The 23,695-nt window shown below is 70.9% G+C and carries 25 protein-coding genes; 9 read left to right on the forward strand and 16 right to left on the reverse strand.

From position 1 onward, the window contains the following. Positions 1-2: 2 nt before the first annotated feature. The 3 genes from ACLQ27_RS05780 to ACLQ27_RS05790 all read right to left on the reverse strand — a co-directional run bounded on the left by ACLQ27_RS05780 (position 3) and on the right by ACLQ27_RS05790 (position 4,566). On the reverse strand, positions 3-1,085 hold the full coding sequence (locus ACLQ27_RS05780; RefSeq protein WP_357492770.1) for a glycosyltransferase family 2 protein: 1,083 nt from the start codon (positions 1,083-1,085) through the stop codon (positions 3-5). Between the two features lie 60 nt (positions 1,086-1,145). After that, a complete protein-coding gene (locus ACLQ27_RS05785) occupies positions 1,146-2,927 on the reverse strand; it encodes a hypothetical protein (protein ID WP_425865849.1) in 1,782 nt (593 codons plus the stop codon). 172 nt (positions 2,928-3,099) lie between these two features. Further along, the gene (locus ACLQ27_RS05790) at positions 3,100-4,566 is read right to left on the reverse strand and encodes an endo-1,4-beta-xylanase (RefSeq protein ID WP_357492774.1); all 1,467 of its coding nucleotides are present in this window, start codon (positions 4,564-4,566) and stop codon (positions 3,100-3,102) included. 606 nt (positions 4,567-5,172) lie between these two features. On the opposite strand from ACLQ27_RS05790, the gene ACLQ27_RS05795 reads away from it, so the two are divergent. Beyond that, the gene (locus ACLQ27_RS05795; protein ID WP_425865850.1) at positions 5,173-5,964 is read left to right on the forward strand and encodes a hypothetical protein; all 792 of its coding nucleotides are present in this window, start codon (positions 5,173-5,175) and stop codon (positions 5,962-5,964) included. A gap of 12 nt (positions 5,965-5,976) precedes the next feature. After that, the gene (locus tag ACLQ27_RS05800; protein ID WP_234581173.1) at positions 5,977-6,258 is read left to right on the forward strand and encodes a hypothetical protein; all 282 of its coding nucleotides are present in this window, start codon (positions 5,977-5,979) and stop codon (positions 6,256-6,258) included. Between the two features lie 60 nt (positions 6,259-6,318). On the opposite strand, the gene ACLQ27_RS05805 is transcribed toward ACLQ27_RS05800, so the two are convergent. From ACLQ27_RS05805 to ACLQ27_RS05820, 4 genes are all read right to left on the reverse strand, one after another. Next, positions 6,319-7,242 (reverse strand): SpoIID/LytB domain-containing protein, encoded by a 924-nt coding sequence (locus ACLQ27_RS05805; RefSeq protein WP_357574189.1) that lies wholly within the window; start codon positions 7,240-7,242, stop codon positions 6,319-6,321. Between the two features lie 6 nt (positions 7,243-7,248). Next, the gene (locus ACLQ27_RS05810; protein WP_234581169.1) at positions 7,249-8,133 is read right to left on the reverse strand and encodes a peptidase inhibitor family I36 protein; all 885 of its coding nucleotides are present in this window, start codon (positions 8,131-8,133) and stop codon (positions 7,249-7,251) included. 34 nt (positions 8,134-8,167) lie between these two features. Next, on the reverse strand, positions 8,168-9,025 hold the full coding sequence (locus ACLQ27_RS05815; RefSeq protein ID WP_357492779.1) for a peptidoglycan-binding domain-containing protein: 858 nt from the start codon (positions 9,023-9,025) through the stop codon (positions 8,168-8,170). Between the two features lie 205 nt (positions 9,026-9,230). Then, positions 9,231-10,169, reverse strand: coding sequence for an NBR1-Ig-like domain-containing protein (locus ACLQ27_RS05820; protein WP_425865851.1), 939 nt, complete (start codon positions 10,167-10,169; stop codon positions 9,231-9,233). 137 nt (positions 10,170-10,306) lie between these two features. Here ACLQ27_RS05820 and ACLQ27_RS05825 point away from each other — a divergent pair, with 137 nt between their 5' ends. Then, positions 10,307-10,723 carry a hypothetical protein gene (locus tag ACLQ27_RS05825; RefSeq protein WP_357492782.1) on the forward strand — a complete coding sequence of 139 codons (417 nt, stop codon included), beginning with the start codon at positions 10,307-10,309 and terminating at the stop codon, positions 10,721-10,723. 87 nt (positions 10,724-10,810) lie between these two features. On the opposite strand, the gene ACLQ27_RS05830 is transcribed toward ACLQ27_RS05825, so the two are convergent. The 5 genes from ACLQ27_RS05830 to ACLQ27_RS05850 form a co-directional block, all read right to left on the reverse strand. Beyond that, a complete protein-coding gene (locus tag ACLQ27_RS05830; RefSeq protein ID WP_425865852.1) occupies positions 10,811-11,389 on the reverse strand; it encodes a dihydrofolate reductase family protein in 579 nt (192 codons plus the stop codon). Next, positions 11,386-12,585: an RNA polymerase sigma factor gene (locus ACLQ27_RS05835; RefSeq protein ID WP_425865853.1), complete on the reverse strand. Its 1,200-nt coding sequence runs from the start codon at positions 12,583-12,585 to the stop codon at positions 11,386-11,388. The genes ACLQ27_RS05830 and ACLQ27_RS05835 overlap by 4 nt, the downstream gene beginning before the upstream one ends. Positions 12,586-12,604: 19 nt before the next feature. After that, positions 12,605-12,958, reverse strand: coding sequence for a YciI family protein (locus ACLQ27_RS05840; RefSeq protein ID WP_234581158.1), 354 nt, complete (start codon positions 12,956-12,958; stop codon positions 12,605-12,607). Between the two features lie 39 nt (positions 12,959-12,997). Beyond that, complete coding sequence (locus ACLQ27_RS05845) at positions 12,998-13,411, reverse strand: DUF6069 family protein (RefSeq protein ID WP_357492790.1); 414 nt, start codon at positions 13,409-13,411, stop codon at positions 12,998-13,000. A 151-nt stretch (positions 13,412-13,562) separates the two neighbouring features. Continuing rightward, on the reverse strand, positions 13,563-14,216 hold the full coding sequence (locus ACLQ27_RS05850; protein ID WP_357492792.1) for a TMEM175 family protein: 654 nt from the start codon (positions 14,214-14,216) through the stop codon (positions 13,563-13,565). Positions 14,217-14,474: 258 nt separating this feature from the next. Here ACLQ27_RS05850 and ACLQ27_RS05855 point away from each other — a divergent pair, with 258 nt between their 5' ends. From ACLQ27_RS05855 to ACLQ27_RS05870, 4 genes are all read left to right on the forward strand, one after another. After that, the gene (locus tag ACLQ27_RS05855; RefSeq protein ID WP_357574194.1) at positions 14,475-15,971 is read left to right on the forward strand and encodes a DUF1996 domain-containing protein; all 1,497 of its coding nucleotides are present in this window, start codon (positions 14,475-14,477) and stop codon (positions 15,969-15,971) included. Positions 15,972-16,152: 181 nt separating this feature from the next. Further along, positions 16,153-17,238, forward strand: coding sequence for a hypothetical protein (locus ACLQ27_RS05860; RefSeq protein WP_425865854.1), 1,086 nt, complete (start codon positions 16,153-16,155; stop codon positions 17,236-17,238). Positions 17,239-17,357: 119 nt separating this feature from the next. Beyond that, the gene (locus tag ACLQ27_RS05865) at positions 17,358-17,984 is read left to right on the forward strand and encodes a TetR/AcrR family transcriptional regulator (protein WP_425865855.1); all 627 of its coding nucleotides are present in this window, start codon (positions 17,358-17,360) and stop codon (positions 17,982-17,984) included. Positions 17,985-18,056: 72 nt separating this feature from the next. Continuing rightward, positions 18,057-18,584, forward strand: a complete 528-nt coding sequence (locus ACLQ27_RS05870; protein ID WP_357492800.1) for a cupin domain-containing protein — start codon at positions 18,057-18,059, stop codon at positions 18,582-18,584. Between the two features lie 145 nt (positions 18,585-18,729). Here the strand turns inward: ACLQ27_RS05870 and ACLQ27_RS05875 are convergent, their stop codons facing one another. Together ACLQ27_RS05875 and ACLQ27_RS05880 are read right to left on the reverse strand one after the other, a co-directional pair. After that, positions 18,730-20,013 (reverse strand): MFS transporter, encoded by a 1,284-nt coding sequence (locus tag ACLQ27_RS05875; protein ID WP_425865856.1) that lies wholly within the window; start codon positions 20,011-20,013, stop codon positions 18,730-18,732. 4 nt (positions 20,014-20,017) lie between these two features. Further along, a complete protein-coding gene (locus ACLQ27_RS05880) occupies positions 20,018-20,596 on the reverse strand; it encodes a winged helix-turn-helix domain-containing protein (RefSeq protein ID WP_357574197.1) in 579 nt (192 codons plus the stop codon). A 198-nt stretch (positions 20,597-20,794) separates the two neighbouring features. Between ACLQ27_RS05880 and ACLQ27_RS05885 the strand changes: the two genes are divergently transcribed. Further along, complete coding sequence (locus tag ACLQ27_RS05885; protein WP_357492805.1) at positions 20,795-21,268, forward strand: hypothetical protein; 474 nt, start codon at positions 20,795-20,797, stop codon at positions 21,266-21,268. A gap of 56 nt (positions 21,269-21,324) precedes the next feature. Here the strand turns inward: ACLQ27_RS05885 and ACLQ27_RS05890 are convergent, their stop codons facing one another. Both ACLQ27_RS05890 and ACLQ27_RS05895 read right to left on the reverse strand, forming a co-directional pair. Beyond that, a complete protein-coding gene (locus ACLQ27_RS05890; RefSeq protein ID WP_357492807.1) occupies positions 21,325-21,696 on the reverse strand; it encodes a DUF302 domain-containing protein in 372 nt (123 codons plus the stop codon). Positions 21,697-21,843: 147 nt separating this feature from the next. Next, a complete protein-coding gene (locus ACLQ27_RS05895) occupies positions 21,844-22,278 on the reverse strand; it encodes a glutaredoxin domain-containing protein (RefSeq protein ID WP_425865857.1) in 435 nt (144 codons plus the stop codon). A gap of 269 nt (positions 22,279-22,547) precedes the next feature. Between ACLQ27_RS05895 and ACLQ27_RS05900 the strand changes: the two genes are divergently transcribed. After that, on the forward strand, positions 22,548-23,678 hold the full coding sequence (locus ACLQ27_RS05900; protein ID WP_425865858.1) for a hypothetical protein: 1,131 nt from the start codon (positions 22,548-22,550) through the stop codon (positions 23,676-23,678). The last annotated feature ends 17 nt before the right edge of the window (positions 23,679-23,695 follow it).

Genomic DNA, 23,695 nt, shown 5'->3' on the forward strand with positions numbered 1-23,695 from the left:
CGTCAGCCGGTGTCGCGGTCGTGGACCTCCCGCCGGCGGGGCGCCGGATCCCGGCCGACGGAATCCTCCCGGGCCGGCACCGTCCGTTGGCCGCGTACGGTCGAGCGTGGCACGGGCGGAACCTGCAGCCGCGGCCCGTCGCCGGTCTCCGCGCGCAGGTGCTCCGTCTCCTGCACCAGGTAGTGCGGTCGGCGCTTGGTCTCGTAGTAGATCCGGCCGATGTACTCCCCGATCACGCCCAGGATCGTCATCTGGATGCCGCCGAGCCCGATCACGCTGACGATGATGGTGGTGTAGCCAGGAACGTCGATGCCCTTCTCGACGGCGTCCGCGACCACCCAGGCCATGTAGACGAGCGCGATGAGCGTGAGGAACAGGCCCCCGTAGATCGCCAGGCGCAGTGGCCGGTTGTTGAACGACAGCAGGCCGTCGAACGCGTAGTTGAAGAGCTTGCCGAACGTCCACCTGCTCCGACCCGACTGCCGGGTCTCGTTGGGGTGGGCCACCACCGCCGTCCGGAAGCCGATCCAGGAGAACAGTCCCTTGGAGAAGCGGTTGTACTCCGGCATCGCCAGGATCGCGTCCACCGCGAGTCGGGACAGCAGACGGAAGTCACCCGCCCCGTCCTGTAGGCGCACGTCGATCCACCAGTTGATCACCCGGTAGAAGGACCGCGAGGCGACCATCCGCACGAACCGGTCACCGCGCCGGTCCCGACGGGCGATCACCTGGTCGAAGCCCTGCTGGTACAGCATCACCATCTCGGGCAGCAGCCGCGGCGGATGTTGCAGGTCGGCGTCCATGATGACCACCGCGTCACCGGTGGCCCGCTGCAACCCGGCGAGCATCGCCGCCTCCTTGCCGAAGTTCCGGCTCAGCGACGTGTAGCAGACAGCAGGGTCCGCGGCGGCGAGCCGGCGCAGCGCCGCGAGGGTGCCGTCCTCGCTGCCGTCGTCGACGTACACCACCTCGACGTCCACGTCGGGCAGCTCGGCGAGGGCGGCGCACACGGTCTCGTGCAGCCGCTCCACCGACGCCTCCTCGTTGAAGCAGGGCACCACGACGGACAGTCGCACTGTCGTCACCCCTTTCCGCCCGTGCCCGGGTGTCCGACGCCGACGCCGGCCGGTCCGGCGCCCGCGCGGTCAGAGGTGGTAGACCAGCGTGCCATCGAGATCCTCCCGGGTGATGCCCAGCCCGTCGATGGGCCGGGCCGCGATGCCCTCCCACGGCGTCCCCGCGGCGCGGCTCGGCACGAACACCACCGACCGCACGCCTATCCCCCGCAGGTACGCCACGCTGCCCGCGTCGGGGAACGACGCCACAGCGGTCCGGGTCTGCGCCTGACTGACCGGCTCGAAGCCGGCCAGACCGTTGGTCACCCGGGGGAACCCGTCGGTCGTCCACAACATGTACGTCAGATCGCCCACGCTGCCGGCCGGCAGCACCAGGATCGGGTCCTGCACCGTCCGCATCGCGGCCGGCGGCTGCGGCACGCTCGGGTGGGGCGTCCGGTTGACGCCCTCCAGGGTGACCATGGTCAACGGCACCAGCAGGACCAGCGGCGTGAGGATCCGCGTCCACTGGCGGGGCGAGGACTCGCGCAGCGATTCGGCGAGCGCCGTCACCGCACCGGCGGCCAGCACCGCCAGCAGCAGGCTCGTCCAGTGCATCATCCGCCCGGGGGTACGCAACGCGTCCCAGCCCGGCAGGAGCGTGGACAGTGTCAGGTAGCCCGGGTCGCCGTCACCGCCGAGCGTGGCGCCCAGACCCAGCAGCACCGTGCCGACCACGCCGAGCCCCAGCGCGACCCGGTGCCGCAGCGGATACGCCGAGAGGAACAGCCCGGCCGCGGCCAACCCGATCAGCATCATCCCCGGCAGCAGCGCCATCTCCGGCGGCCAGGACAACTGTTCGCGTGCGGCGGCGTGCCGCTCGCCCCACAACCACGAGTCGGCGGGCGCGGTGACGAACCCGATCAGCGGAGGCGAGAACATCTTCGTCCAGTCCAGCGTCCGCTCGGCCTGCGGGTTGAGATCGACGACGCGCAGGTAGACCATGCCCAGCAGCAGCGTCACCGCGCCGAACACACCCCCACCGATCAGATCCGCGAGCAACAGCCGCCGACCGAACGGCGGCCGCTCCCGCCGCCACCAGGACCAGCCGTAGCAACCCGCCGCCACCAGCACCGCGGCCAGCAGGAAGTACACCAGCGGCAGGCCGATGCCGAAGCCGAGGGAGACCTGCCAGGCGGCGACCAGCCACCCGGCCACCGCCCAACCGGGCCGGCGCAGCTCCGGCCGGTACCCGTGGCGCAACGACCAGCCGTGACCCCGGGCCAGCATGGCCAGCGACAGCGCGATTCCCGCGCTGGACAGGATGTTCAGGTGCCCGGAGTGCGCCAACCGCCAGGGCGCGTACGCCCACGCGATCCCGGCGACCGCACCGCCCCACCGGTTCGCGCCGAGCTGCCGCGCCAGGGCGTACGCCCCGAGCGACGCCAAGGCGTGCAGCAGCACGTACAGCACGTTGTAGTGGATCACGGCGGCCGTGAAGCCGGAGCCGAGCATTCCCATCGGGGCGTAGCCGAGCAGGGTGTCGCTGTAGGCGTACGTGTACTTCTCGGGGTAGAACGTGTTGGAGTTCCAGAGGTCGGCCGGGCTACTCAGCAGAGCGTGCCCCGACCAGGCGACCTGCCACGCCTGCAACAGCGGGTCGCCCAGGTCACCGGGGATCGTGCTCGCCGGGTGCCGCAGCGTCGGCCAGGTCAGCACCACCGCCACCAGCAGGCTCGCCAGGACCGCCACGGTCCATTCGTTACGGACCCAGCGCCATCGACCCCAATCGGCCGGTGGCCGGTCGTCGGAGACCGGCTCGGGCGGCACGTTCTCCGTGGTCGGTGGCGGGGTGGCGGACCGGATAATCATGAAATAGATGCTCTCCAATAGTGCTGCCCTTGTCCATCCGCTGTCCGAAGCGTGGATGCGCAGGCACGAGGTTCAACTGTCGGGTGCCGAGGGGGTGTCGCGGCCAGCGGCGACGGTGGCGCGGACGAGGTGCGTCCGCGCCACCACGCTGCCGGTTCAGCGGGTCGGGTGGCTACCCGACCCGGACCAGTTGCCACTGCTGGTTGTTGCCACCCCAGTCGGCATACTGCACGATGTTCCCGCCGTCGGCGGTGGACGCGCCCTGCACCTCGACGGCCTTGCCGCTGTTGCGGTTGATCAGGCGCAGGTAGCCGCCGGACGACTCGGCCAGCCGGAACTGCTGGTTCGTGCCGTTGCCGTCGCTCCACTGCACGATCGCCGCCGAGTCGGCGGTGGAGAAGTTGTAGACATCCAGCACCTTGCCCGAGTTGCGGGACTTCAGTCGGTAGTAACCGCCACCGGAGTCCACGAACTGCCACTGCTGCCACGCGCCGTCGTTGCGGGCCCACTGGTCGATCCGCGCGCCGTCGGTGGTCGCCCGCTCGTACACGTCGAGCGCCTTGCCGCTGTTGCGGTTCACCAACACGTACCAGGCGGTGGTGTCCACCCCGGTGCCCGGCGGAGGCGTGGTGGGCGAGGTGCTGCCCCCGTTGAGAGCGTTGAGGACGGAGGTGTACGCCGCCTTCTTGTTGCCCGAACCATCGAACAGCAGCGCGTTGTCGCTACCGCGCCAGGAGTCGCTGTCGCGCACGCCCCAGGTGGTGATGCCGGCGCAACGGGCGACGGCCAGGCAGGCGCGGGTGACCGCACCGTAGATGTTGGCCTGGTTGGAGCCGGTCATCACGTCCAGCTCGGTGATCTGCACGTCGACGCCGAGGTCGGCGAAGCGCTGGAGGTTGGCCTGGTAGTCACTGGCCAACGTGGTGCCGAGGTGGGACTGGAAGCCGACGCAGTCGATCGGTACGCCGCGGGACTTGAAGTCGCGCACCATGTTGTAGATGCCTGTCGACTTCGCGTTGATGCCGTCGGTGTTGTAGTCGTTGTAGCAGAGCTTCGCGCCCGGGTCCGCGGCGCGGGCGGCGCGGAACGCCGCCTCGATCCAGTCGTTGCCGGTGCGTTGCAGGTTCGAGTCCCGTCGCCCGCCGCTGCCGCCGTCGGCGAACGCCTCGTTCACCACGTCCCAGGCGTAGATCTTGCCCCGGAAGTGGGTGGCGACCTGGGTGACGTGGTTGATCGCGGCGTTACGCAGCGCGGTGCCGGACATGCCCTGCGCCCACCCCGGCTGCTGGGCGTGCCACAACAGCGCGTGCCCCCGCACCCTCATGCCATTGGCCTGCGCGTGACTGACCAGACGATCACCACCGCTGTAGTTGAACGCACCCTGGGACGGCTCGGTGGCGTCCCACTTCATCTCGTTCTCGGGGGTGACCTGGTTGAACTCGCTGTTGAGGATGCCGACGTACTGGCTGTTGGAGAGCTTGCCCGTCGCGACGGCGGCGCCGAAGTAACGGCCCTTCTCGGCCGCCGAGGCCTTCAACGTCGTTCCGGCGCTGGCCATGGGCGCCAGCGCCATGGTCATACCCGCGGTCAGCGCGACCGCGAGGGTCGCCGTCGCCAGCAGAGCTTTCTTGGGTCTCATGTCGTTCCTTCTCAGTGGTTGCATCGGTGGTGGTGATGTGCCACTTCACTCAGGACGGACTGGTCCCGACGACAGGCGCCGGCGTGAGCCGAGGAATCCGGAACGATCATCCTGGGCACTGCGCACAGCGCACGCAGCCTGGCCGGCGCTCGCCGGCAACCACGCGAGTCCTGAGACGACGTCCGCTGCCCGGGGACGCCGTGCTTCGAGGCGCGACCGCGGGACTCGCCCGGTGAGCCACCGACGCCGCCGACCTCTGCATCGAGAGTGAGCGATAACATGCTGTTCGTCAAGACGTAACGAGCCGGCCACATAGTTGCCCGGCCGAATCGGTTCGCGGAGCGTGTCCCATTGCCACCTGTCGACGTCCGGACGGGATCGGGTCGACGATCCGTGCCGCTCCGACGCTGTGGGTGCGCCGCGCGACGGTCTTGTTATCGCTCACAGTCCAGGTCACCTGCCCGGCGTACCACAGGGGCGCGGAGCGGGGACCCGCGCGCCGCACGCGCCCGGCGAAGCTGGACCGGCGCGGTGGCCGCGGATCGGTCCGCGACAGGTGTAACCCGAGTTACCCGGGGGCAACAGTCCGCGCATGGATGGGACGGCGTGAGGCGGCCGAAGCGGTGTCCGCCGCCGCCCACGCTCGGCGCAGCGGCGTTCGGAGCGGCAGCGCTGGGGGCGGCGGCCCTCGGCGCGGCCCTGGGCCCCGAGCCCGCGCACGCCGCCCCGTCACCGGCACCGTCGCCGACCACCCGCGCACCGGCACAGGACGCCACCGCGCCGGGAATCGTCGGGGCGCTGCTGCACGACGTGGTCGAGACACCGCTGGACGTCGGCCGGTCCTTGCCGACGGCCGTCCCACTGCCCGTGCCGACAGCCGTCCCCCTGCCCCTGCCGAGTGTCGCCGGCGCGCTGTCGGTCGAACCCTCCACCGCCGCGCCAGCCCGACGACCCCGTGCGCGACAGTCGTCCCCGCCGCGCGTTCCGTCGGCCTCGGCCCCGCCGGCCGCACGCGCCACCGCGCCACCGCCGCCGACCCAGGTGACGGCGCGAGCGTCCCGGGCCCGCCTCCCCGGCACCGTCGACGGCCGCGTGCCCACTCGAACGCCGACGGCGATGACCGCTCGACCGCTGTCGGCGCCACCCCCTCCCGCCGGCCCCCTGCCGGTGCGACCGGCGTTGGTGCTGGCATTCGTGTCCGCACCCGCCGGCGCCGGCTCCGGCGCCGGCGGGCTCGACCAGAAGGCGCCGGCGGCCTACGGGCCGCCGCCCGTCGCAGCGCTGCACCGGGGGCGTGCCGTCCTCCCCTTCGACAGCCATGCCATCAGCCGGCCCGTGGAGCGGGGTCCCCCACCGCCCCGGCAACTCCTGATCTGTCACCCGCGTCCACGACGTTGATCAGGAGAGATCATGGAACTAGCCGTTATCTGGGTACCGGCCGACATCGAGCCGTCGGAGCACGCCATCGCGTCGTGTCTGACCCACCTCCGCCGGCATGACTACCGACTGAACGGGATCATGCGGGCGCCGTGGGAGGCCGTCGAGCAGAAGATGATCGACGGGGAGGTGGATGTGGTGGTGATCGCCGACCGCGCTCATCTTCCGCCGGACCGGTCGCCCCGGATCGAGGTGGCCGCCCCGGCGTCGAGCGCCGACGAGGCCGGACCGGTGCCCGGCACAGACCTCGGCTGAACCGACGAAGCGCCCCGTCCAGGCCGGACGGGGCGCTTCGTCGTCGGATGACGCGTGACGTCAGGAGATGACCACGTCGCGGTAGTAGTGGCGCAGGATCGCCTGGTAGCTGCTGCCCGAGTTGGCGAGATCACGGGAGCCGTACTGCGACAGCCAGTCCCCGTCCACCCAGCCACCGCACGCGGTGGTGGTCGCGCAGTAGTGCGCCCGCAGGATGTTGCCGCTCCGGGTCATCCGGGTCGACCAGGTCCGGTCCACCGCCGCCGACGTCGAGGTCTGGGCCGACGACGGCCGGTAGACCTGGTCGCCCGTGTCGTCCCGGACGTCGTAGCACTGGCCGCCGGAGGTCTTGCGGGTCGAGTGCAGCGCCCAGTACCAGGCGTAGCTCTTCACGGCCATCGCACCGGCGTCCAGCGAGGCAGCCGGCCAACTCGTGATCCACTCGTTCGGGAGGACGTTCTTGACGTACGTCTTGAAGTCGACCCGATCGACTCGGCCGAGACTGACCCGGTAGACGAGGATGGTGCTCGGCAGTTTGCTGTTGGTGCCGTCGGTGCTACAGCCCGTCGGTCCGCTCAGCAGCTCGTGCGAGGCGTTGTTGTTCTTCAGCGTGGCGTTGAGGTTGCCCTTCGCCCCGGACGCGAAGTCCTGGGTGGCACCGGCGAAGTTGCTGTTGAAGTAGACCCGCACGGTCTTGCCGGTACGGTTCCACACCGACGCGGCGTTGTTCTTCACGCACAGGCCCTTGCCGGCGCCCGCGCCCTTGAAGTCGTAGCAGGTCGGTTGGGTCGTGCCGTAGTCGTCCAGGGAGTCGGTGAAGTCGGAGACCGAGCCGGCCTGGTTGCTGTTGTAGTAGTAGCAGAACTCGCCGCTGTCGCAGGTTCCGTCCCGTTCGGCCGCCGCCGCCGGCGAGGCGACACTCAGGATGGAGGTGGACATGGCGAGCACGGCGCCGACGACGGCGAGGCCCTTGCGGATATTCATGGCGTCCTACTTCTCGTTGTAGCCCTGGGCGTTCCAGAACGCGGTCGGGTCGGCGTTGTCCAGCGTGGGGTCACCGACGCTGACGGCCGCGTGGGTCTGCCGACCGGCCCGGACCTCGACGTGGGTGTGCGCGCCCGAGCTGGAGGACACCCCGTGCCACGACTCATCCGCGATGATCTGGCCCTTGCTGATGGCGTCGCCCACGCTCACCCCGGACCTCGGCGCGGTGTGCAGGTAGATCACCGTCTTGTTGAGCGAGGAGTTGTAGACGGAGATCGTGGACAGGCCGCCGCTGCCGGTGCTGCCCTGCGCGACGTAGGTGACCGTTCCGGAGACCAGGGCGTGCACGTCCGAGCCGACGCTGCGGGCGATGTCGATGCCCTCGTGCCGGCCGGGCGTGGTGGTGTAACCGTCGAAGCCGCACGTGACCGCACCGCCGCTGGCCTGGTACAGGGCGTACGACAGGTTCGTGCGGGTCGACGGCGAGAACTGGTGCGAGGCGTTGTTGTTCTTCAGCGTGGAGTTGAGGTTGCCCTTCGCACCGGCCGCGAAGTCCTGGTAGGAACCGGCGTAGCCACTGTTGTAGTAGACGCGTACGGTCTTGGTGCTGCGGTTCCAGACCGAGGCGGCCTCGTTCTTGATGCACAGGCCCTTGCCGGCGCCGGCGCCCTTGAAGTCGTAACACGAGGGCTGCTCGGTGCCGTAGTCGTCGAGCGAACCGGTGAAGTCCGAGATCGACCCCGCGTTGTCGCTGTTGTAGTAGTAGCAGAATTCGCCGCTGTCGCAGACCCCGTCTCGGGCCGCCGCCGAGGCGGGCGATGCGACGCTGAGGATCGAGGTGGTCGCGGCCAGCGCGACGCCGACGGCGGCGAGGCTCTTACGGATGTTCATGGTGTCCTTTCGCGAACGGTGAGGGGGATGCGGGTCACTGCCCGCGCTGGTACTGCTCCCAGGTCCTGATCGGGACCTGGGGGCCGTCGTCCGGTCCCTGGTTGGCCAGGCCGTTCATGCCGAGGTAGTAGTCACCGACCTGGTGCTGCGCCTGACTGGACAGGTCCGTGTCGCTGATCGCCGTGGCGTGGATGTGCCACGGCCAGTCGCCCTGGTTGGGGTTGCGGACCCAGGCGGCGAAGCCGACCTGGCGCAGGGCCCGGGCGACTGCGGTGCGCCTGGCGGCGGTCATGCCGGTGACCGCGATGTCCACCACGCCCCCGCCGTCGTGCGTGCCGGCCGAGGTGGGGTCGCCCCCGGGGTTGTACGAGCCCTGGTCGAGCACCAGGGTGTAACCGAGCAGACGCTGGGCCTCGGCCAGCATCGCCTGGGTACGGGCGTTGACGACGTACCCGTCGCGCGGGACCTTCGCGCCCGGACCGATCGTGTTGCCGACGGTGTAGCGGTTCAGCCCGAGCTTCGTCAGCGACGTCGTGCCGGGCAGCCCGTTCGCGGCCAGCCCGGTGTAGCCGAGTGAGCGTTGGTACGCCGCGTACGCCGAGACGGTCACCGTGCCGAAGTAGCCGTCGACCCACTGCGCGTTCAGCAGGCCCTGCGCCTGCAACGCCTGCTCCACGGCGAGCACGGAGTTCTTCGCACCCGGAGTCAGTGTGTTGTCGGCCCGGCGGGGGTCGATCTGAGCGGCCAGGACGGTGGCCTCCATGTCCACGACCGGCCGTGCGGCCGTGGTGACGGCCCGCGGCGCTGTGGCGTCGGATGCCGCCGCGTGGGCCGGGACGCCGACGGCCACGCAGAGCGCGGCGAGCCCGACGGATAACCAGGGACGGCGCAAGATGGGTCCTCCTCGTAGCTGGTGAGTCGTACTCGGTTCGACATCACCCTGCGAGAAGTGCGGTGCTGTTCGGTACCCCTGGTGTCTGTCAGATCCGTCAGACCCTCACCGACCTCGATGAATGCGGTGTTGTCAGTTTGGCTCGACGCTCGTGCCTGACAGCGATCGATCGCATCGGGGCCACCCGGAGCCCGCGGCCTGACCCTCAGGCGGTCACGGTGACCATGAAGTACACCGGCCGCCGGGTCGGGAAGTACTCCCGCCCGGCCTCGTCGACCATCTTCCAACTGACCCAGCACTTGCCGGGGCGGCTCGGCGCGGTGACCCGAACACGGATCATCACCTGCTCACCGGGCGGCGTGTCACCGATCTGCACCCGGTCCGGTGTCCGGCAACCCGCACCGTCGGCGGTGGGGTCCATCCGCGCCAGGTACCGGTTGTGCCAGTCGACCTTTCCCACGTTCGCGAGAGCCCACACCTTGTCGAACTGGGCGTTGACCTTCACCTGGGTGCCGTCGGGGATGGTGACGTCGCCGACGAATCTGCTCGAGTCCCCGGGGATCAGCGAGTCCGAGAATGCCGTAGTGGTCGGCGACGCCACCGGTGACGGTGACGCGGTAGGTGTGCCGGGGCCGTCCGGGTCGGACCTGCCACGAACGGTCACGCCCAGGACGGCGGCCACCGCCACCACCAGCACCACGGCTGCGGCGTTGAGCCACGGCAGTCGACGCCGCCGCCTGGCCGCGACGCCATCCTCGGCCCGCGGATACTCCACGACCTGCACCACGCCCTGCTCCTTCGGCGCGGACGCGGCGACGACCGGCGCGCGGTCTCCGTCTCCGTCTCCGTCCCCGCCGGGTCGGGGGGCCGGCCCCGGGCGCTGCGCGTCCTCCCAACGGCACCGCCACAGGGCCTCGTCCGCCTCGCACGCCCGGACGAACTCCCGCGTGGTCTCCCAGGAGGGAAACCGGGTCCCGGCGACGGCCTCGTGCAGGGTCGTGTGCGAGATCCGGCCTGATCGCCCCGCCATCTTGCGGAACGACGGGTCTCCCGCGGCGCTGCGCAGTGTCCGCAACTGCTCGGCGAACCTCTCGGCGGCCCGTCCGTCCTGAATCGACTCCGCGGCGGCACGCTGGTCCTTCATCAGTCCCCCATGTCAGACAGCTTCGTCAGACGTTGTCAGAGCGTGTCAGAGGCTACCGAACGGGCCACAGCGAGCATCAATGTGGTGCATCGACGACACGGGGATCAACGGTCCCGGTGCACTGAAGGAGGTCATCGATGAAGAGCCTTTCCCGACGCGGTGTACGCATCCTCGCGGCCGCTGGGCTGGCTGTGCCCGCGACGATGGCGTTCGCCGGCCCCGCCCACGCCGAGACGAACCCGCGCTGCGCGAGCTCGGTGCAGATCGGCGCGACGGCGTACGTCACCGTCGGCGGGCAGACCGCCGCCTCGGTCAAGCAGTACAAGGGCTGCGGCAAGAACTACGCCTACACGTACGTGTGGCAGCAGTACCGCGCCACCCACGGCTCCTACCAGGTCTGCACGTCGATCGTCACCGGAAGCACGCTTCGCGACCTGCAGTGCTCGAGCGGGCCGGACGTCTGGTCGCTGGGCGCCAACACGCTGACGGTGTGCACCCGGGCCCTCGGTGGGATCTCCGACGTGGCGCAGAAGGAGACCGAGGTGCGCTGCTGACCGGCACGGCTGGGCGTCCGGTGCCGCGGCCGGGGATCATCAGGCACGGCCGGCGGCACCGCACCACCGTCGGGTGGCGCTGACGACTCAGGTGTGCCGGGTGGGTCGGTAGGTGAGTTCCTGGGAGCGGCCGTCGAGGGTCCGGCACTCGATCAGCTCCAGGTCGTAGTCGGCCGTCCCGTGAAAGATCGGCTCCGTTCCGGTCTGACCGGTGACCACCGGAAAGAGCGTCACCTGGATGAAGTCGACCAGCCCGGCGGCCAGCAGTGCCCGGTTCATCGAGAGGCTGCCGTGTGACCGCAACGGCACCTCGGACTCCTCCTTGAGCCGGGCGACGACGTCGACGGCGTCACCGCGTACGACTGTCGCGTCCGGCCAGTCGAGCGGGCCCTGCAGCGTGTTCGACACGATCGTCGCCGGAAGGTTGATCATGCGGGTGACCCAGGCGTCCCGTACGTCGGACTCCTCGGTGCTGTCGGCCAGCATCTGCCCGAACAACTCGAACGTGCGGGCGCCGAAAACCATGCGCGAATCCTCGCCGTACGTGGCGAGGCGGCGCTCCAGCAGCTCCGGGCCCTGCTTACCCCAGAAGCCGCCCCAGTTGCCGGTTGTGCTGCCGAAGCCGTCGAGGCTGGTGAAGACGTCGAAGGTGTAGGTGGCGGTCACGATGGTCTCCTCGGGTGGGTGAGTTCGGTACGACGCGTCCGCAGAAAAGCGCGCTCGGTCTCGTTGCTGGTCAGCGCGATGGCCTGGTCGTAGGCGGCGCGGGCCTCGCGGTCGCGCCCGAGCCGGGCCAGCAGCTCGGCACGGGTGGCGGGCAGCCGGTGGTAGCCCGGGAGGTCGACGTCCTCCAACGCGGCGAGGGCTACCGCCGGCCCGTGCACCTCGGCGACCGCGACGGCACGGTTGAGCGCGACGATGGCGGTCGGCGCGAGCGCGAAGAGCTGGTCGTACAGCGCCAGGACCTGCGGCCAGTCGGTGGCCGCGCCGTCGGTGTGCACCGCGCCGATCGCGGCCTGGATCTGGTACGGGCCGGGCCGGTTGCGCCGCAGGCAGCGCCGGACCAGGTCGTGGCCCTCGACGATGAGCGCGCGGTTCCACAGTGACCGGTCCTGGTCGACGAGGAGGACGAGTCCGCCGGTCGGGCCGAGCCGGGCCGGACGGCGTGCCTCGGTCAGCAGCAGCAGGGCGAGCAGGCCCAGCACCTCGGGTTCGTCGGGCATCAGGGCGGCCAGTTCGCGGGCGAGCCGGATCGCCTCGGCGCACAGGTCCGTTCTGATCAGCGGCCCGGCGGTGGAGGCGTAACCCTCGTTGAACATCAGGTAGAGCACGGTGAGCACGGGCGGCAGCCGGTCCGGCAGCTCGTGTTCGGCGGGTACCCGGTACGGGATCCCCGCGTCCCGGATCTTCTTCTTCGCGCGCACGATCCGCTGCGCGATTGTCGTCTCCTGAACCAGGTAGGCCCGCGCGATCTCCGGTACCTCCAGACCGCCGAGCAGGCGGAGCGTCAGGGCCGTCCGCGCGTCCGGGGCGAGTGCCGGGTGACAGCAGGTGAAGATGAGTCGAAGCTGGTCGTCCTTCACCGGTCCCACCTCCTGGGGCTCGTCCTGTTGGTGCAGCAGCAGGGCCTGGGCGTGCCGGGCCTCGCGGGTCGACTCCCGGCGGAGGCGATCGACGGCCCTGTTCCGCGCGGTCGTCACGATCCAGGCGCCGGGATTCGGCGGTGGGGACTCCCACTTCTGCAGCGCCGTCGTGAAGGCGTCCTGGACCGCCTCCTCGGCGAGGTTGATGTCACCGAGGATGCGGGCCAGTGTGGCGACGCAGCGGCCGTACTCCGCGCGGTAGATGCTCGCCAGGTCCATGTCGGGCGACAGCTCCCGCTCAGGCTTGGGACAGTTCGTCGAAGGGGCGCACCTCGATCGGGCCGCAGGCGGCCGCGCACCTCTCGGCCCAGGCCAGCGCCTGGTCCAGATCCGCGCACTTGATCACCCAGAATCCGGCGATGTGTTCCTTCGTCTCGACGAACGGCCCATCGCTCATGGAGGTGGCGCCGTTCTCGACCCGGACGACAGTGGCGCTGTCGGGCGACGTGAGCCCCCCGCCGAAGACCCAGGCGCCCGCGGCCTGCATGTCGTCGTTGATCCGACCGGTCTCCCGGAACATGATCTGCGTTTCCTCGTCCGACGGCGTCGGTGCGCCCTCGACGACGTGCACGGACAGCAGGTACTGCTTCATGGTGATCCTCCGATAGCTCGACGATGAGTGGGGAACAGGTCAGGCGGCCAGGCGGCGCGCGACAGCCGGGATCACGATCGCGGCCGCGACCAGGTGGGTGAGCATCAGCAGCGCCCTGGTGGCCGTCCCGGCGTCGGCGAGCACGTCCGGCACCAGGGACAGGACCGTCAGCGCCACAGTCGTACGGACGAACGCGCGCCGCGGACGCCGTGCGAAGCGGGACAGCAGCACGGCGAGCAGCACGCCGATCGACGAGAAGACGGCGGTCAGCACGCCGAACCCCGCCACCGGAATCGGGGCGCCGCTCACGTCGAGGCTGATACCTGCCGCGTGGCCGGCGGCGGCGACGGTCATGGTGGCGGCGCTCGCGGCGGTCGTGGCGATCGCACCGGCCCCGATCAGCGCGCCGAAGGCCGCCGTGGTGGTGCGGGTGGTCTGCGCGGTGGTGGTCATCGTGCCCTCCAGCGGGTGTGGCCCGTCTCGATTCCGGGCTCTCACCCTGGCTACGAAGAGAGCCGGTCCCGATCGACAGGCGCACCCACAATATTTTGACGGCCTCGTCGCCGGTGTACGACGAGCCAGCCCGCGGGCCGTCCGGTGCGGTTCAGGCGGGACGGCCGGTGGTCTTGTCGTCCTCGCCGTACTCGCCGCGGATGGGCAGGTAGTAGGCGGGCAGGAAGGCCGCGATGATGACGACGCCAGCGATCGGCACGAACGCGCCGACGAGGATGCCGCCGCCGATCCAGGCCAGCGCGAGTGCGAATCGGCGGCCGATGGCCCGCACGCCGAAGGGACCGAGACTGGGGTCCAGGAGTCGCGCCCGGCGGAGGTGGACCCAGATGACGTTGAACAGGGCCGCCGCCAACCACAGTGTCGTGCCGTAGACGACGACCGCCGTCCGCAGCCCCTGCTCCGCGCGGAGCGCGTCGGCGAGCAGCGACGTGGAGAACGGCAGGAACGCGATGACCATCAGGAGCAGCGTGTTGAGGAACAGGACCGGACGGTCGACGTGCCGGACCCGGTCGAACATGACGTGATGGTTGACCCAGACCTGCCCGACGAGCAGGAAGCTCAACGCGTACCCCAGGTACGACGGCCACAACGCCCCGAGGCCCGGCAGGAGGCGCCCGAAGTCCTTCGGCGGTTGGATCTCCAGCACGAGAAGCGTGACGGCGATGGCGAAGACGCCGTCGCTGAAGGCGACCAGCCGCCCCGGCTGGCGCGCGAGCCGAGGAGTGCCAGGACGACCGGACGACATGCCCTCCAGTATCCGATCGGATGACGATTCGTTACCGCAAAATTCGTAATCACCGGAACCGGGTCGCTTTCCCGGAGTTAAAACAAACTTAAGTCTGCGGGGGCGAAAAACTGTTATCCGGAGCCGGGACGCCGGCTACCAGGAGACCTGCGGACCGCCCTCCTTAATTCTTTTTCCGCACGTTGATGCAGGCTCTGGACGTGCACATACTTCACCCGACAGGAGCGTTATCGCCCGACTCGAAGGACACCACTGGTAATGCGGACTCCCCCCGCGCATGTCGCACCGCCGGACCGGGCGCGAAAGCGCCGTCGCCTCGCCCGCGTCACGCTCGCCGCCGCTGTCGTCGCCGCACTGGGCGGCAGTGGCATCTACATCGCCGGCGCGCAGGCCGAGGAGGTCGCCGTGCCCGGCCGCGTCCAGGCGGAGGCCTTCGCGGCGCAGTCCGGCGCGCAGACCGAGAGCACCGGCGACGCCGACGGCGGCAGGAACGTCGGCTGGCTCGCCAACGGCGACTGGCTGCGGTACGACGGCATCTCGGTGACCGGCGCGGAGCTGACGGCCCGCGTCGCCGCTCACAACACCGACGGCGGGGCCGTCGAACTGCGCCTCGGCACGCAGACCGGCACGCTGCTGGCCACTTTCCCGATCACCCATACCGGTGGCTGGCAGAAGTGGACGACGGTCAACGCCACCGCATCCGGCGTGCCGACCGGCCCGCAGACCGTCTTCGCCGTCATGAGGAGCACCTCGACGTCCGACTTCGTGAATCTGAACTGGTTCACGTTCGGCCCCACGACGGCGACGTCGCCGAGCACGTCGGCCGCACCGGCCACGTCGTCGGCACCGACTCGCACTCCGTCCGCCTCGCCCTCCGCGTCGGTCCCGCCGAGCGCGCCGGCCGCCGGCTGGGTTCCGGTCGACCAGGCCGCGTGGAGCAGGGAGCTGGCCGCCTTCACCGCGATCACCCCGAAGGCGGTGCCGCCGGGCACCACCCGCGTTCCCGAGTTCCACACCGACTGCGAGGTCGCCAACTCCGCCCCGGACGACCCGATCGTCCTGCCCGGCCTCTCGGGCGCCTCGCACATGCACACGTTCTTCGGCCCCAAGGTCGACGCCTTCACCACCACCGACAAGCTGCTCGCCTCGAAGACCACCTGCAACGCCCCTGGCGACCTGAGCGCCTACTGGGTCCCGGAGCTGCGCAAGGACGGCAAGCCGGTACCGATGAAGAGCTTCCGGGTCTACTACGGCTCGCGGGTCAAGGACCCGTCGACCGTCAAGCCCTTCCCCCCGGGCCTGCGGGTGGTCGAGGGCGACGCCAAGAAGCAGGTCGACACCCCGAAGAACGCCGGCAGCAACCAGTTCTGGTGCGCGGGCAGCGCCGAGATCGGCCGCAGCGCCGACGGCAACTGGCCGGTCTGCGCCCCCGGCGGCAACCTGATCTTCCAGCTGGTGTTCAAGGACTGCTGGGACGGTGAGAACATCGACTCGCCCGATCACAAGTCGCACATGGGTGACCCGGTGAACGGTGTCTGCACCGGCAGGTACCCGGTGGCGGTGCCCGATCTCTCCTTCATGGTCAACTACGAGTCGCTGGGCGGGGACGGCCTCAGCCTCTCCTCCGGCAGGCCGTCCTCGATGCACGGCGACTTCATGAACGCCTGGGAGCCCGAGCACCTGGGCGCCCTGGTGAAGTCCTGCCTGAACCAGAACGCCAAGTGCGGGGTGGAACCGACGTTCGCCGGCGGCTGATCCCCGCCTCCCCACTCCTGGACGGCCCCCTCGCCCCGGCGAGGGGGCCGTTCACCGTTCACCGCGCCGATCGGTCCCGGTGGCCGACACCCGACACCGGAGCGCGCAGTAGCCGACTGTGACCATCACGTCACGGCGAGCACACTCCTCTGCGACCCGTCCCCGTCGAGTGGAGGAACACATGCGTCTCCGATCGTTCGTCACCGCCGCGCTGGCCGCCGTCCTGGCCGCCGGCGCGCTCACTCCGCCCGCACCGGCCGCCGCGGCCACCGCCGACCGCTGGGGGTTCGCGTACGTGAAGGACCCCACGGTGCCGGTCTGGACCGTGCTGGACACCAGCCGGCAGTGGGGTAGCTGGAAGACCGCGTTCCCGGCCGCCTGGGCCGACGGCGTCAAGCTCGCGCCCGGCCGGTTCCAGGTCCGCTTCCCACAGGTGGGCGCCAGTTCGCGGGGCGTGCCGCACGTGACCCCGGTGAACCGGACCGGGCACTACTGCGAGGTGGTCCGCTGGTTCCAGTCCGGCGCCGACGAGATCGTCGACGTGCAGTGCCACCGGCCCGGCGGCACGCGCGAGGACACCCCGTTCACCGTGCTCTGGACGACCAGTTCGGGCGTGCTGCCGGCCGGCACCTCCCACGCGTACGTGCAGTGGGGCGGCGGCGTGGTGGTGCAGTCGTACAACTCGACGGGCGTGGTGAACACGGTCGGGCCCCTGGGGGTCGGGCAGTACCTGGTGCGGCTGCCCGGGGTCGGTCTGGCCGGGGTGCTCGCCGGCGACGTGCAGGTCACCGCCGTACAGCCCAACGCCGGCCCGCGCCGGTGCAAGGTCTACTCCTGGGCCGCGGTCGGCAGCGACGTGCAGGTGTACGTCTTCTGCTACGACCAGGCCGGCGCGTTCATCAACACCGACTTCGCCCTGTCGTACCACCGTCGGCGGCCGGTGATCGGCTCCCTCGCACCGTCGTCGTACTTCGGTTACCTGGGCACCGCCGTCGGCGGGCCGACCAACGACAACTCGGTGCTCGGCGTCGGCGCGAACACGGTGGCGCCGCTGGTGCCGGCCGGCCGCTACCTGGCGACCTTCCCGCAGATCGGTCTCAAGGAGACCCACGTCCAGGTGGTCGCGCAGGGCGCCGGCAGCAACTACTGCCACCTCACCCAACCGTGGACGTACACCACCAACGCCGACGTCGACGTGATCTGCTTCGACAACGCCGGCGTCGTCACCCCGCACCGCTTCCTGGCCACCTTCACCTCCCGGCTCTGACGCCACCACCGTGCCGGCGGTGGCGCCGACCGCGGTCGCCGCCGGCACGATGACGCCGCGTCACCCCACCGAGCCCCTAGGATTCGGGGCATGATGGCAGCGCGCCCGGCGGACCGACGGTGAGTCGTGCCCCGCGCAGCGACGGCGTGGCCAACCGGGAGAAGGTCCTGACGGCGGCGTTGCGCACGTTGCAGCGTGACCTGGCCGCCCCCATGGCGGTGGTCGCCCGGGAGGCCGGTGTGGGCGTCGGGACGCTCTACCGTCACTTCCGCGACCGCGAGGCCCTGCTGGTCGCCCTGCAGATCCGCTCGATCGGCATGGTCCTCGCCCTGGTCGACGAGGTGCTCGAGCGCGGGGTCACGGGCATCGACGCGGTGCACGAGTTCCTGGTCGGCACGGTCCGGCACGGCACGGAGCTCTTCCTGCCGCATCACGGCGCCCCGGTCACCACCGATCCGGAGTACCGGAGCCTGGAGCGGCGCGTGTGGGCCGGTGTCGGCCGGATGGTCGAGCGCGGCGTCGCCGACGGATCGTTGCGGCCGGATCTGACGGCCCGCGATGTCATCATCTTCGGCTCGCTGATCGCGGTGCCGATGCCCGGCGTGGGCGACTGGCCGGAAGTCGCCGGTCGCCAGATCGACCTCTTCCTGACCGCGCTCCGCCCGGGTCAATCCCCCGCCGGGGGCCGCGGCGCGCATCCCGGAGAGCAACGAGTTCCGGCTAGCCGGACGATATATTCCGTTTAACGGGCTCGTCGCCCGGAGAAGAAGGAGGGCGTCCGCGAGCCCTGCTGACGCAGCCCAGGAAGGACGAGCAGCATGAGCGCCTCCGACCGCGCCGCCCCCGCCATCCCGGACGACGACCCGACCCGAACACTCACCATCGCCGGCCCCGACGAACCGGCGACCACCTGGATCTCCCTCGCCGGGGGCACCTACGCCATGTTGATCACCGGTGAGCAAACCAACGGCCGGTACTGCCTGATCGACATGCGCATCCCCGACGGCGGCGGACCGCCTCCGCACCGGCACGACTTCGAGGAGATGTTCACCCTCCTCGAAGGCGAGATCGAATTCACCTTCCGCGGGGAGAAACGCACGGTCCGGGCCGGCTCGACCGTCAACATCCCGGCCAACGCCCCGCACCACTTCCGCAACACCTCCGGCGCACCCGCCCGCATGTTGTGCATGTGCACCCCCGCCGGGCAGGACGAGTACTTCCTGCGCGTCGGCGACAGAATCGCCGGGGCGGACGCACCGCCACCGCGGCTCACCGACGACGAGCTGGCGCAACGCCGGCAACGCGCGGCCGACCTGGCTCCCGAGTACCGCAGCGAGCTGCTCTGACGCGCGCAACCGGCCCCGCCACGGGTCCGATCTGATGATCGAGCCCGGGCGGGACCGGATGCTCCGTGCTGCTGTCGGACGCCGCTGCCGACGTAGACGCCGCCGCCGTTCTCCACGGTGCTCTGCCTGTCCGGGAAGGCCGCGGCTACGGCGCGGACTCGACGGTCTCCCGGCGCCCGCCCCTGCTGGCCAGGATCTTTCTGCCGGACGGTGCAGCGGCGCCGCGGACGGGCCGCAGGCCCACGTAGGCGACCGCACCGGAGGCCAGGTACAACGCCGCCTGCACGTTGAGGACGAGCACGACGTCGAGCGCGTCGCCGAGCAGACCGGCCGCCGCCATGCCCAGGCCCTGTGCCGCGTTGTAGATCGCGTAGTAGGCGCCGAAGGCCCGGCCGAGATCGGTTTCCGGCACGCTCTGCTGGATCTGCGCGAAGGCCCCGCTGCCGTAGGCGACGCCCGGCACGCCGACCAGGATGAACAGCAGGACGTACCACCCGGGTTGACGGGTGACCGCCGGTCCGTTCCAGATGACCAGGCTGATCAGGCCGAACGTGGTGGCGCCGAGGCTCATCAGCAGCCGGGAGCTGAGCCGCGCCCCCAGCATTCCGACGATGAGCCCGCTGGCCACACCGCCGATCGCCTGTACGCCCCGAAGCACGCCGGTGAGCGTGCCGTCGGCATGCAGCGCGCGGCTGACGAAGACCACGAAGAGCACCACGAACAGGCCCTGCGCGATGCCGCCCAGCGCCACGCTCAGGATCGTCACCCGCACGGTGGGGTTGCGCAGCATCGCCGCGAGGCCAGAGCGCCAGGTGGTGAAGAACGACGACGTACGTTCCGGTGGGTTTGACCGCGCGGCGCCGCGACGCGCGGCCCGGCGGCCGGCGACGATCAGGGCTGCCGTGGTCGTGAAGGCCACGACCGCGCCGATGGCGAGGTAACCCGTGCCGGCGCGGGTGATCGCGAACCCACCGAGCGAGCCTCCGATCAGCCGTCCGACACTGATGTTGAGCGCCACCATGCTGTTGGCACTCACCAGGTGCGCGGGTTCGACGAGGCTGGGCAGCGCCGCGTTGCGGGCGGAGTCGAACGTCTGCGTCAGCACGGCCTGGGCGCCGGCGATCAGGCAGATGACCCACAGCTGGTGGCCCGGTTCGGCGAGCAGGGGAAGCACCACTGCCGCCTGCACCACGGCGACGCAGCCCATGAGCCGGAACCTGTCGTAGCGGTCGGCCAGAGCACCGGCGAACGACCCCAGCGTGATGCCGCACAGCAGCTCGACGAGGAAGACGGCGGAGGTGGTGGACGCCGAGCCGGTCACACCGAACACGTAGATCGGCAGCCCGGTGAGCAGCAGCCAGCTCGCCACGCTCGAGCAGAGCCCCGCGGCCCAGATCACGACGAATCCGCGGTGACGCAACAGCGTCACCATGTCAGAGGAATTCCGGTGTGGGGTAGGCCTGCAGGCTGAGGCTGACCGGTCGGGCGTGGCTCGGGGGCGCGTTGCGCAGTGGGCGCAGGTACGGCCGGATGACCGCGTCGAGGGTCAGCGTGAGGTGTCGCAACTCCTCCGGGGTGAGCGACAGCGTGTAGTTGTGGAAGGTCGCGCTCTCCCGCCACTCGTCGGTCAGCTTGTGCTGACGGTTCTGGTAGCGCTGCAGCGACCGGAACACCTCGTCGAGCTCGAGCGCGGTCAGTGCGTCGTTGACCTGCTGTCCGTCGGCGTCATCGGAGTCGGGAAGGTATTCGAGCCCGGTGGAGGCGGCACGCCAGGGCCGGTCACGTCGGTTGGACCCCTCGGCGGAGACCCGTTCGATGAGGCCGTGCCGGGCCAGCTGATGCAGGTGGTAGCTGCAGTTCGAGCCCGTGTCGTCGAGGGCCTCGGCGCACTGGGCGGCGGTTCGCGGGCCGGCGGCCAGCAGATAGCGCAGCAACCGCAGGCGCAGCGGGTGGGCGAGCGCGCGCAGTGTGGTGGCGTCCCGTACCCGTACGCGATGTTCCGTCGGCTCCATGGCGTGACACTCCTAAGCGAAAGACTTCTTTCGTTTATACGCTCCTGCAGATCGTTTTCGCAATGAGTGTTTCGCATCAACGAAGAGGCCCGGCCGGTGCGGGGCCTCTGCTGGAGATGACGTGGCGCCGCGCGGGTATGCCGACCCGGCGAACGGTCGCCGGGACGAGCGACAACCCGAACCAGCCGAGGTGATGTCATGGCAAGGACCTGGTTGACCGGCCTGACGGACGGGCTCGTGGCCGGCGCCGCCGGCACGCTCGCCCGTGAACTGTGCAGCAACCTCGATGTGGGCCTGCGGGCTCGCCCGATGAGCGGAACGCACGAGCGTGCCGTCCAGCGGATGGCGGACATGACCCGGATGGACCTGGGGTCAGCGGAGCGGGCGGCGAACCGACGGGCCGGGTTCGGGCCCGTGTTCGGGTTCGTCAACGGAGTGCTGGCCGTCTCGCTCTTCGCGGCGCTCCCCGGCCGACGGCGGCTACCCCTGCACGTGGCGGCGGGGGTGATCGGGGTCGGCGGCATGGTGGTGGCCGACGGGTCGATGACCGCGCTCGGGGTGACGGACCCACGCCGCTGGGGCGCCGAGGGCTGGTTCGAGGACGCCCTGCCGTACGTCGCGTACGGCCTGGCCGCCGCCGCGACGTTGCGACGGCTGGACCGGAGCCGCTGAACCGGCCTACGCGAGCGGCCTCGCACGGGCCATGGTGACGACGATGCGGACCGGACTCAGCGGTCCGGGACCGTGGAGGCGATGGTGGCCGGGGCGTTCAGGGGCGCGAGCTGGTCCTCGCCCAGTCCGTACCGCTCGGCGAGGTACGCGGGGTCCTGCCAGGTGACCAGCGAACCGGGCTGACCGTCGTCGCGCACCATGATGCGCATCGGCAGGTCGATGGCGATCTCCGGACGGGCCTGCATGAGCGGAGTGCCCGCCTGCGGGTTCCCGAAGATGATGACCTGCGTGTCCGGCATGCTCAGCCCGACCGTGCGAGCGGCCGCCGCGTGGTCGACCACCGCCGCCACCGCCGCGCCCGCACGTTCCGCCTCGGCGCGCAGCGCCGCCACCGTCTCTGCGACATCGCGGACGCTCCGCCTGGTCATCAACCCGTCGTTCACGCCCGCCCCCGCTCACCGTGGTACCAGCGAATCCACCTCATCGTGCCGGCAACCGGGACCGGCTCGGGGAGGTTTGCCGCAACCGGCCGTATGCGAAAAGTGCGGCAAAACAGGCCGCCGGGGGCGGGCGTGTCAGAGCGAGCGGAGTCGCTCGCGGAGCCAGGCGCGGTCGGGGTTCACCCCGGCCTGACCGCCGAGCACGACGGTGGGCACCGTCTCGTTGCCGCCGGTTATCGCCCGGACGGCGGCGGCACCCGCCGGGTCGTGCCAGATGTCCACCCAGTGCGCCCGCCGAGCGAGCCGGCCGAGCGAGAACCGGAGCTGGAGGCAGTAGCGACAGCCGGGGCGCCAGTACACGATCGGCAGCCCGTCCGCCGCGCTGGCCCGCTGCGCCTCGGCGGCGCCCACCGAGCGGGGGAATGCCCACGGTGACAGCACCAACGCCAGCGCCAAAAAGATCAGAAACTCGACAGCGCCGACCACGGGTAAGCCGTCGGCCAGTTGAGACACCAGGACCACCACGCCGAAGGCAGCCATCAATATCGCCAGAACCCACCGCCGCACCACGCTGGGGACACTACCGCCGGACGCGCGGCTGCGCGTTCGCCGACCTGGTCGGGAGGACGGATCACACACCCGGCGGCGGGCCTCCCCGCCAGACACCGCGGGCGCGGTGGCCCATCCGGCCGACAACCGCGTGCATCACCAGATGCGAATACGTGAGTGCATAGCTACTATGGGTCAGCAATCCAGAAGGGAAGGGGGGTAGTGCCCGCGTGCGAAGTCCCGTCAACGGAACCGCGACGATGCCTGCGCCGAGCCGATCGGCTGCGCTCGTGGCCAGCCGACTGCGCGGGCTCGCCCGGCGGTTGGTGCTGCTCGCGGCTGCCGTCGGGGCCGGTTTCCTCCTGGCCGCCCTGTTTCAGGGGCCGGCCGCCGCCGACGGGATACACGGCGACCACGGCGACGAGCCTCATGGCCAGCTCCGCGTCCTGGTCGAGCCGATCGCACGACTCACGGTCACCGAGCGCTCCGCGGGTGAGCGCCCGCGCGTCACGCGGGCCGACGAGCCCCGCCAGGATCGGCCCCGCGCCCCGCTGGCCGGGGCCATCGGCGACGTCGTCGCCCCCCGTGACGGGACACCCTCGACGCCGCCTCGTCGGTCGACGGCGGCATCGCCCAGGTCCGTGCCGCTGCCCCGGGTCGGCGCAGCCGCGCCGACCGAGGCTGGCGAGCGCGCGCGGCTCCGGCCCGCCTCCCCAGCGTCCACGGCTCATCGTCCGGTTCGCCAAGGGCACCCGTCCCGGTCGGGCGCCCATCCGGCGGCGCTGCCCGTCCCCGCCGCAGCCGAGGCACACGCGCTGCCCGCGACGGCCGGGTCTCTCGCGGTGGGCCTGATCGCCACTCCGCTGCCGCACGCCGTCACCATCGTGCGGGCGGTGCCGATCCAGTTCGTCATCGTGGCGCTGCTCCGTGTCACCGACGCCGTCCTGCCGCCCGCTCTCCGGGCGGTGATCCCCCCGGCGACACCTCCACTGACCGCTCCCCCGCCGCCCGGCCCGGCCACCACGCCGATGACCGGCTCGCCACCCGCAGCGGCCGTGCCGACACCACCGGCGCGCTCGCTGATGTCGCCCGTCCGCGCCGCGCCGCTGACCGTGTGCGTCGAAGCGGCGCCGCCTCCCGCCGCACCGCCGATGTCGGTCGCCGTCCCCACCCATCCCACGGCCTCGACGGGGCACCTCGCCGCACGCCAGGCCCCGTTGGCGGTGACCGGCTACCTGCCCGGGCAGCCCGTCGCGCCGGTCGACCAGGAGGCCGCCGGCGTCGACTATGGATCGACGGCGGGGCCGGGTCTGATCCGGCCGGTCGACCGGCAGTCGCCCCTCGCTTCCGAGGCGCCCCGCGACCGGGTGCCACTCCTCGTCGAGAGCCGGGCTCCGTCTGCGATCGCCCGCCCGGGCTGAGGCGGGTCGACCGACCC

This window comes from Micromonospora sp. DT63 (assembly GCF_049841615.1).
GTDB lineage: Bacteria > Actinomycetota > Actinomycetes > Mycobacteriales > Micromonosporaceae > Micromonospora.

Bases quoted from the DNA above. Each gene is read 5' to 3' on its own strand.
- ACLQ27_RS05785 (WP_425865849.1), bottom strand. From the start codon at position 2,927: ATGATTATCCGGTCCGCCACCCCGCCACCGACCACGGAGAACGTGCCG.
- ACLQ27_RS05790 (WP_357492774.1), bottom strand. From the start codon at position 4,566: ATGAGACCCAAGAAAGCTCTGCTGGCGACGGCGACCCTCGCGGTCGCG.
- ACLQ27_RS05800 (WP_234581173.1), top strand. From the start codon at position 5,977: ATGGAACTAGCCGTTATCTGGGTACCGGCCGACATCGAGCCGTCGGAG.
- ACLQ27_RS05805 (WP_357574189.1), bottom strand. From the start codon at position 7,242: ATGAATATCCGCAAGGGCCTCGCCGTCGTCGGCGCCGTGCTCGCCATG.
- ACLQ27_RS05810 (WP_234581169.1), bottom strand. From the start codon at position 8,133: ATGAACATCCGTAAGAGCCTCGCCGCCGTCGGCGTCGCGCTGGCCGCG.
- ACLQ27_RS05820 (WP_425865851.1), bottom strand. From the start codon at position 10,169: ATGAAGGACCAGCGTGCCGCCGCGGAGTCGATTCAGGACGGACGGGCC.
- ACLQ27_RS05825 (WP_357492782.1), top strand. From the start codon at position 10,307: ATGAAGAGCCTTTCCCGACGCGGTGTACGCATCCTCGCGGCCGCTGGG.
- ACLQ27_RS05835 (WP_425865853.1), bottom strand. From the start codon at position 12,585: ATGGACCTGGCGAGCATCTACCGCGCGGAGTACGGCCGCTGCGTCGCC.
- ACLQ27_RS05840 (WP_234581158.1), bottom strand. From the start codon at position 12,958: ATGAAGCAGTACCTGCTGTCCGTGCACGTCGTCGAGGGCGCACCGACG.
- ACLQ27_RS05845 (WP_357492790.1), bottom strand. From the start codon at position 13,411: ATGACCACCACCGCGCAGACCACCCGCACCACCACGGCGGCCTTCGGC.
- ACLQ27_RS05850 (WP_357492792.1), bottom strand. From the start codon at position 14,216: ATGTCGTCCGGTCGTCCTGGCACTCCTCGGCTCGCGCGCCAGCCGGGG.
- ACLQ27_RS05855 (WP_357574194.1), top strand. From the start codon at position 14,475: ATGCGGACTCCCCCCGCGCATGTCGCACCGCCGGACCGGGCGCGAAAG.
- ACLQ27_RS05860 (WP_425865854.1), top strand. From the start codon at position 16,153: ATGCGTCTCCGATCGTTCGTCACCGCCGCGCTGGCCGCCGTCCTGGCC.
- ACLQ27_RS05870 (WP_357492800.1), top strand. From the start codon at position 18,057: ATGAGCGCCTCCGACCGCGCCGCCCCCGCCATCCCGGACGACGACCCG.
- ACLQ27_RS05880 (WP_357574197.1), bottom strand. From the start codon at position 20,596: ATGGAGCCGACGGAACATCGCGTACGGGTACGGGACGCCACCACACTG.
- ACLQ27_RS05885 (WP_357492805.1), top strand. From the start codon at position 20,795: ATGGCAAGGACCTGGTTGACCGGCCTGACGGACGGGCTCGTGGCCGGC.
- ACLQ27_RS05890 (WP_357492807.1), bottom strand. From the start codon at position 21,696: ATGACCAGGCGGAGCGTCCGCGATGTCGCAGAGACGGTGGCGGCGCTG.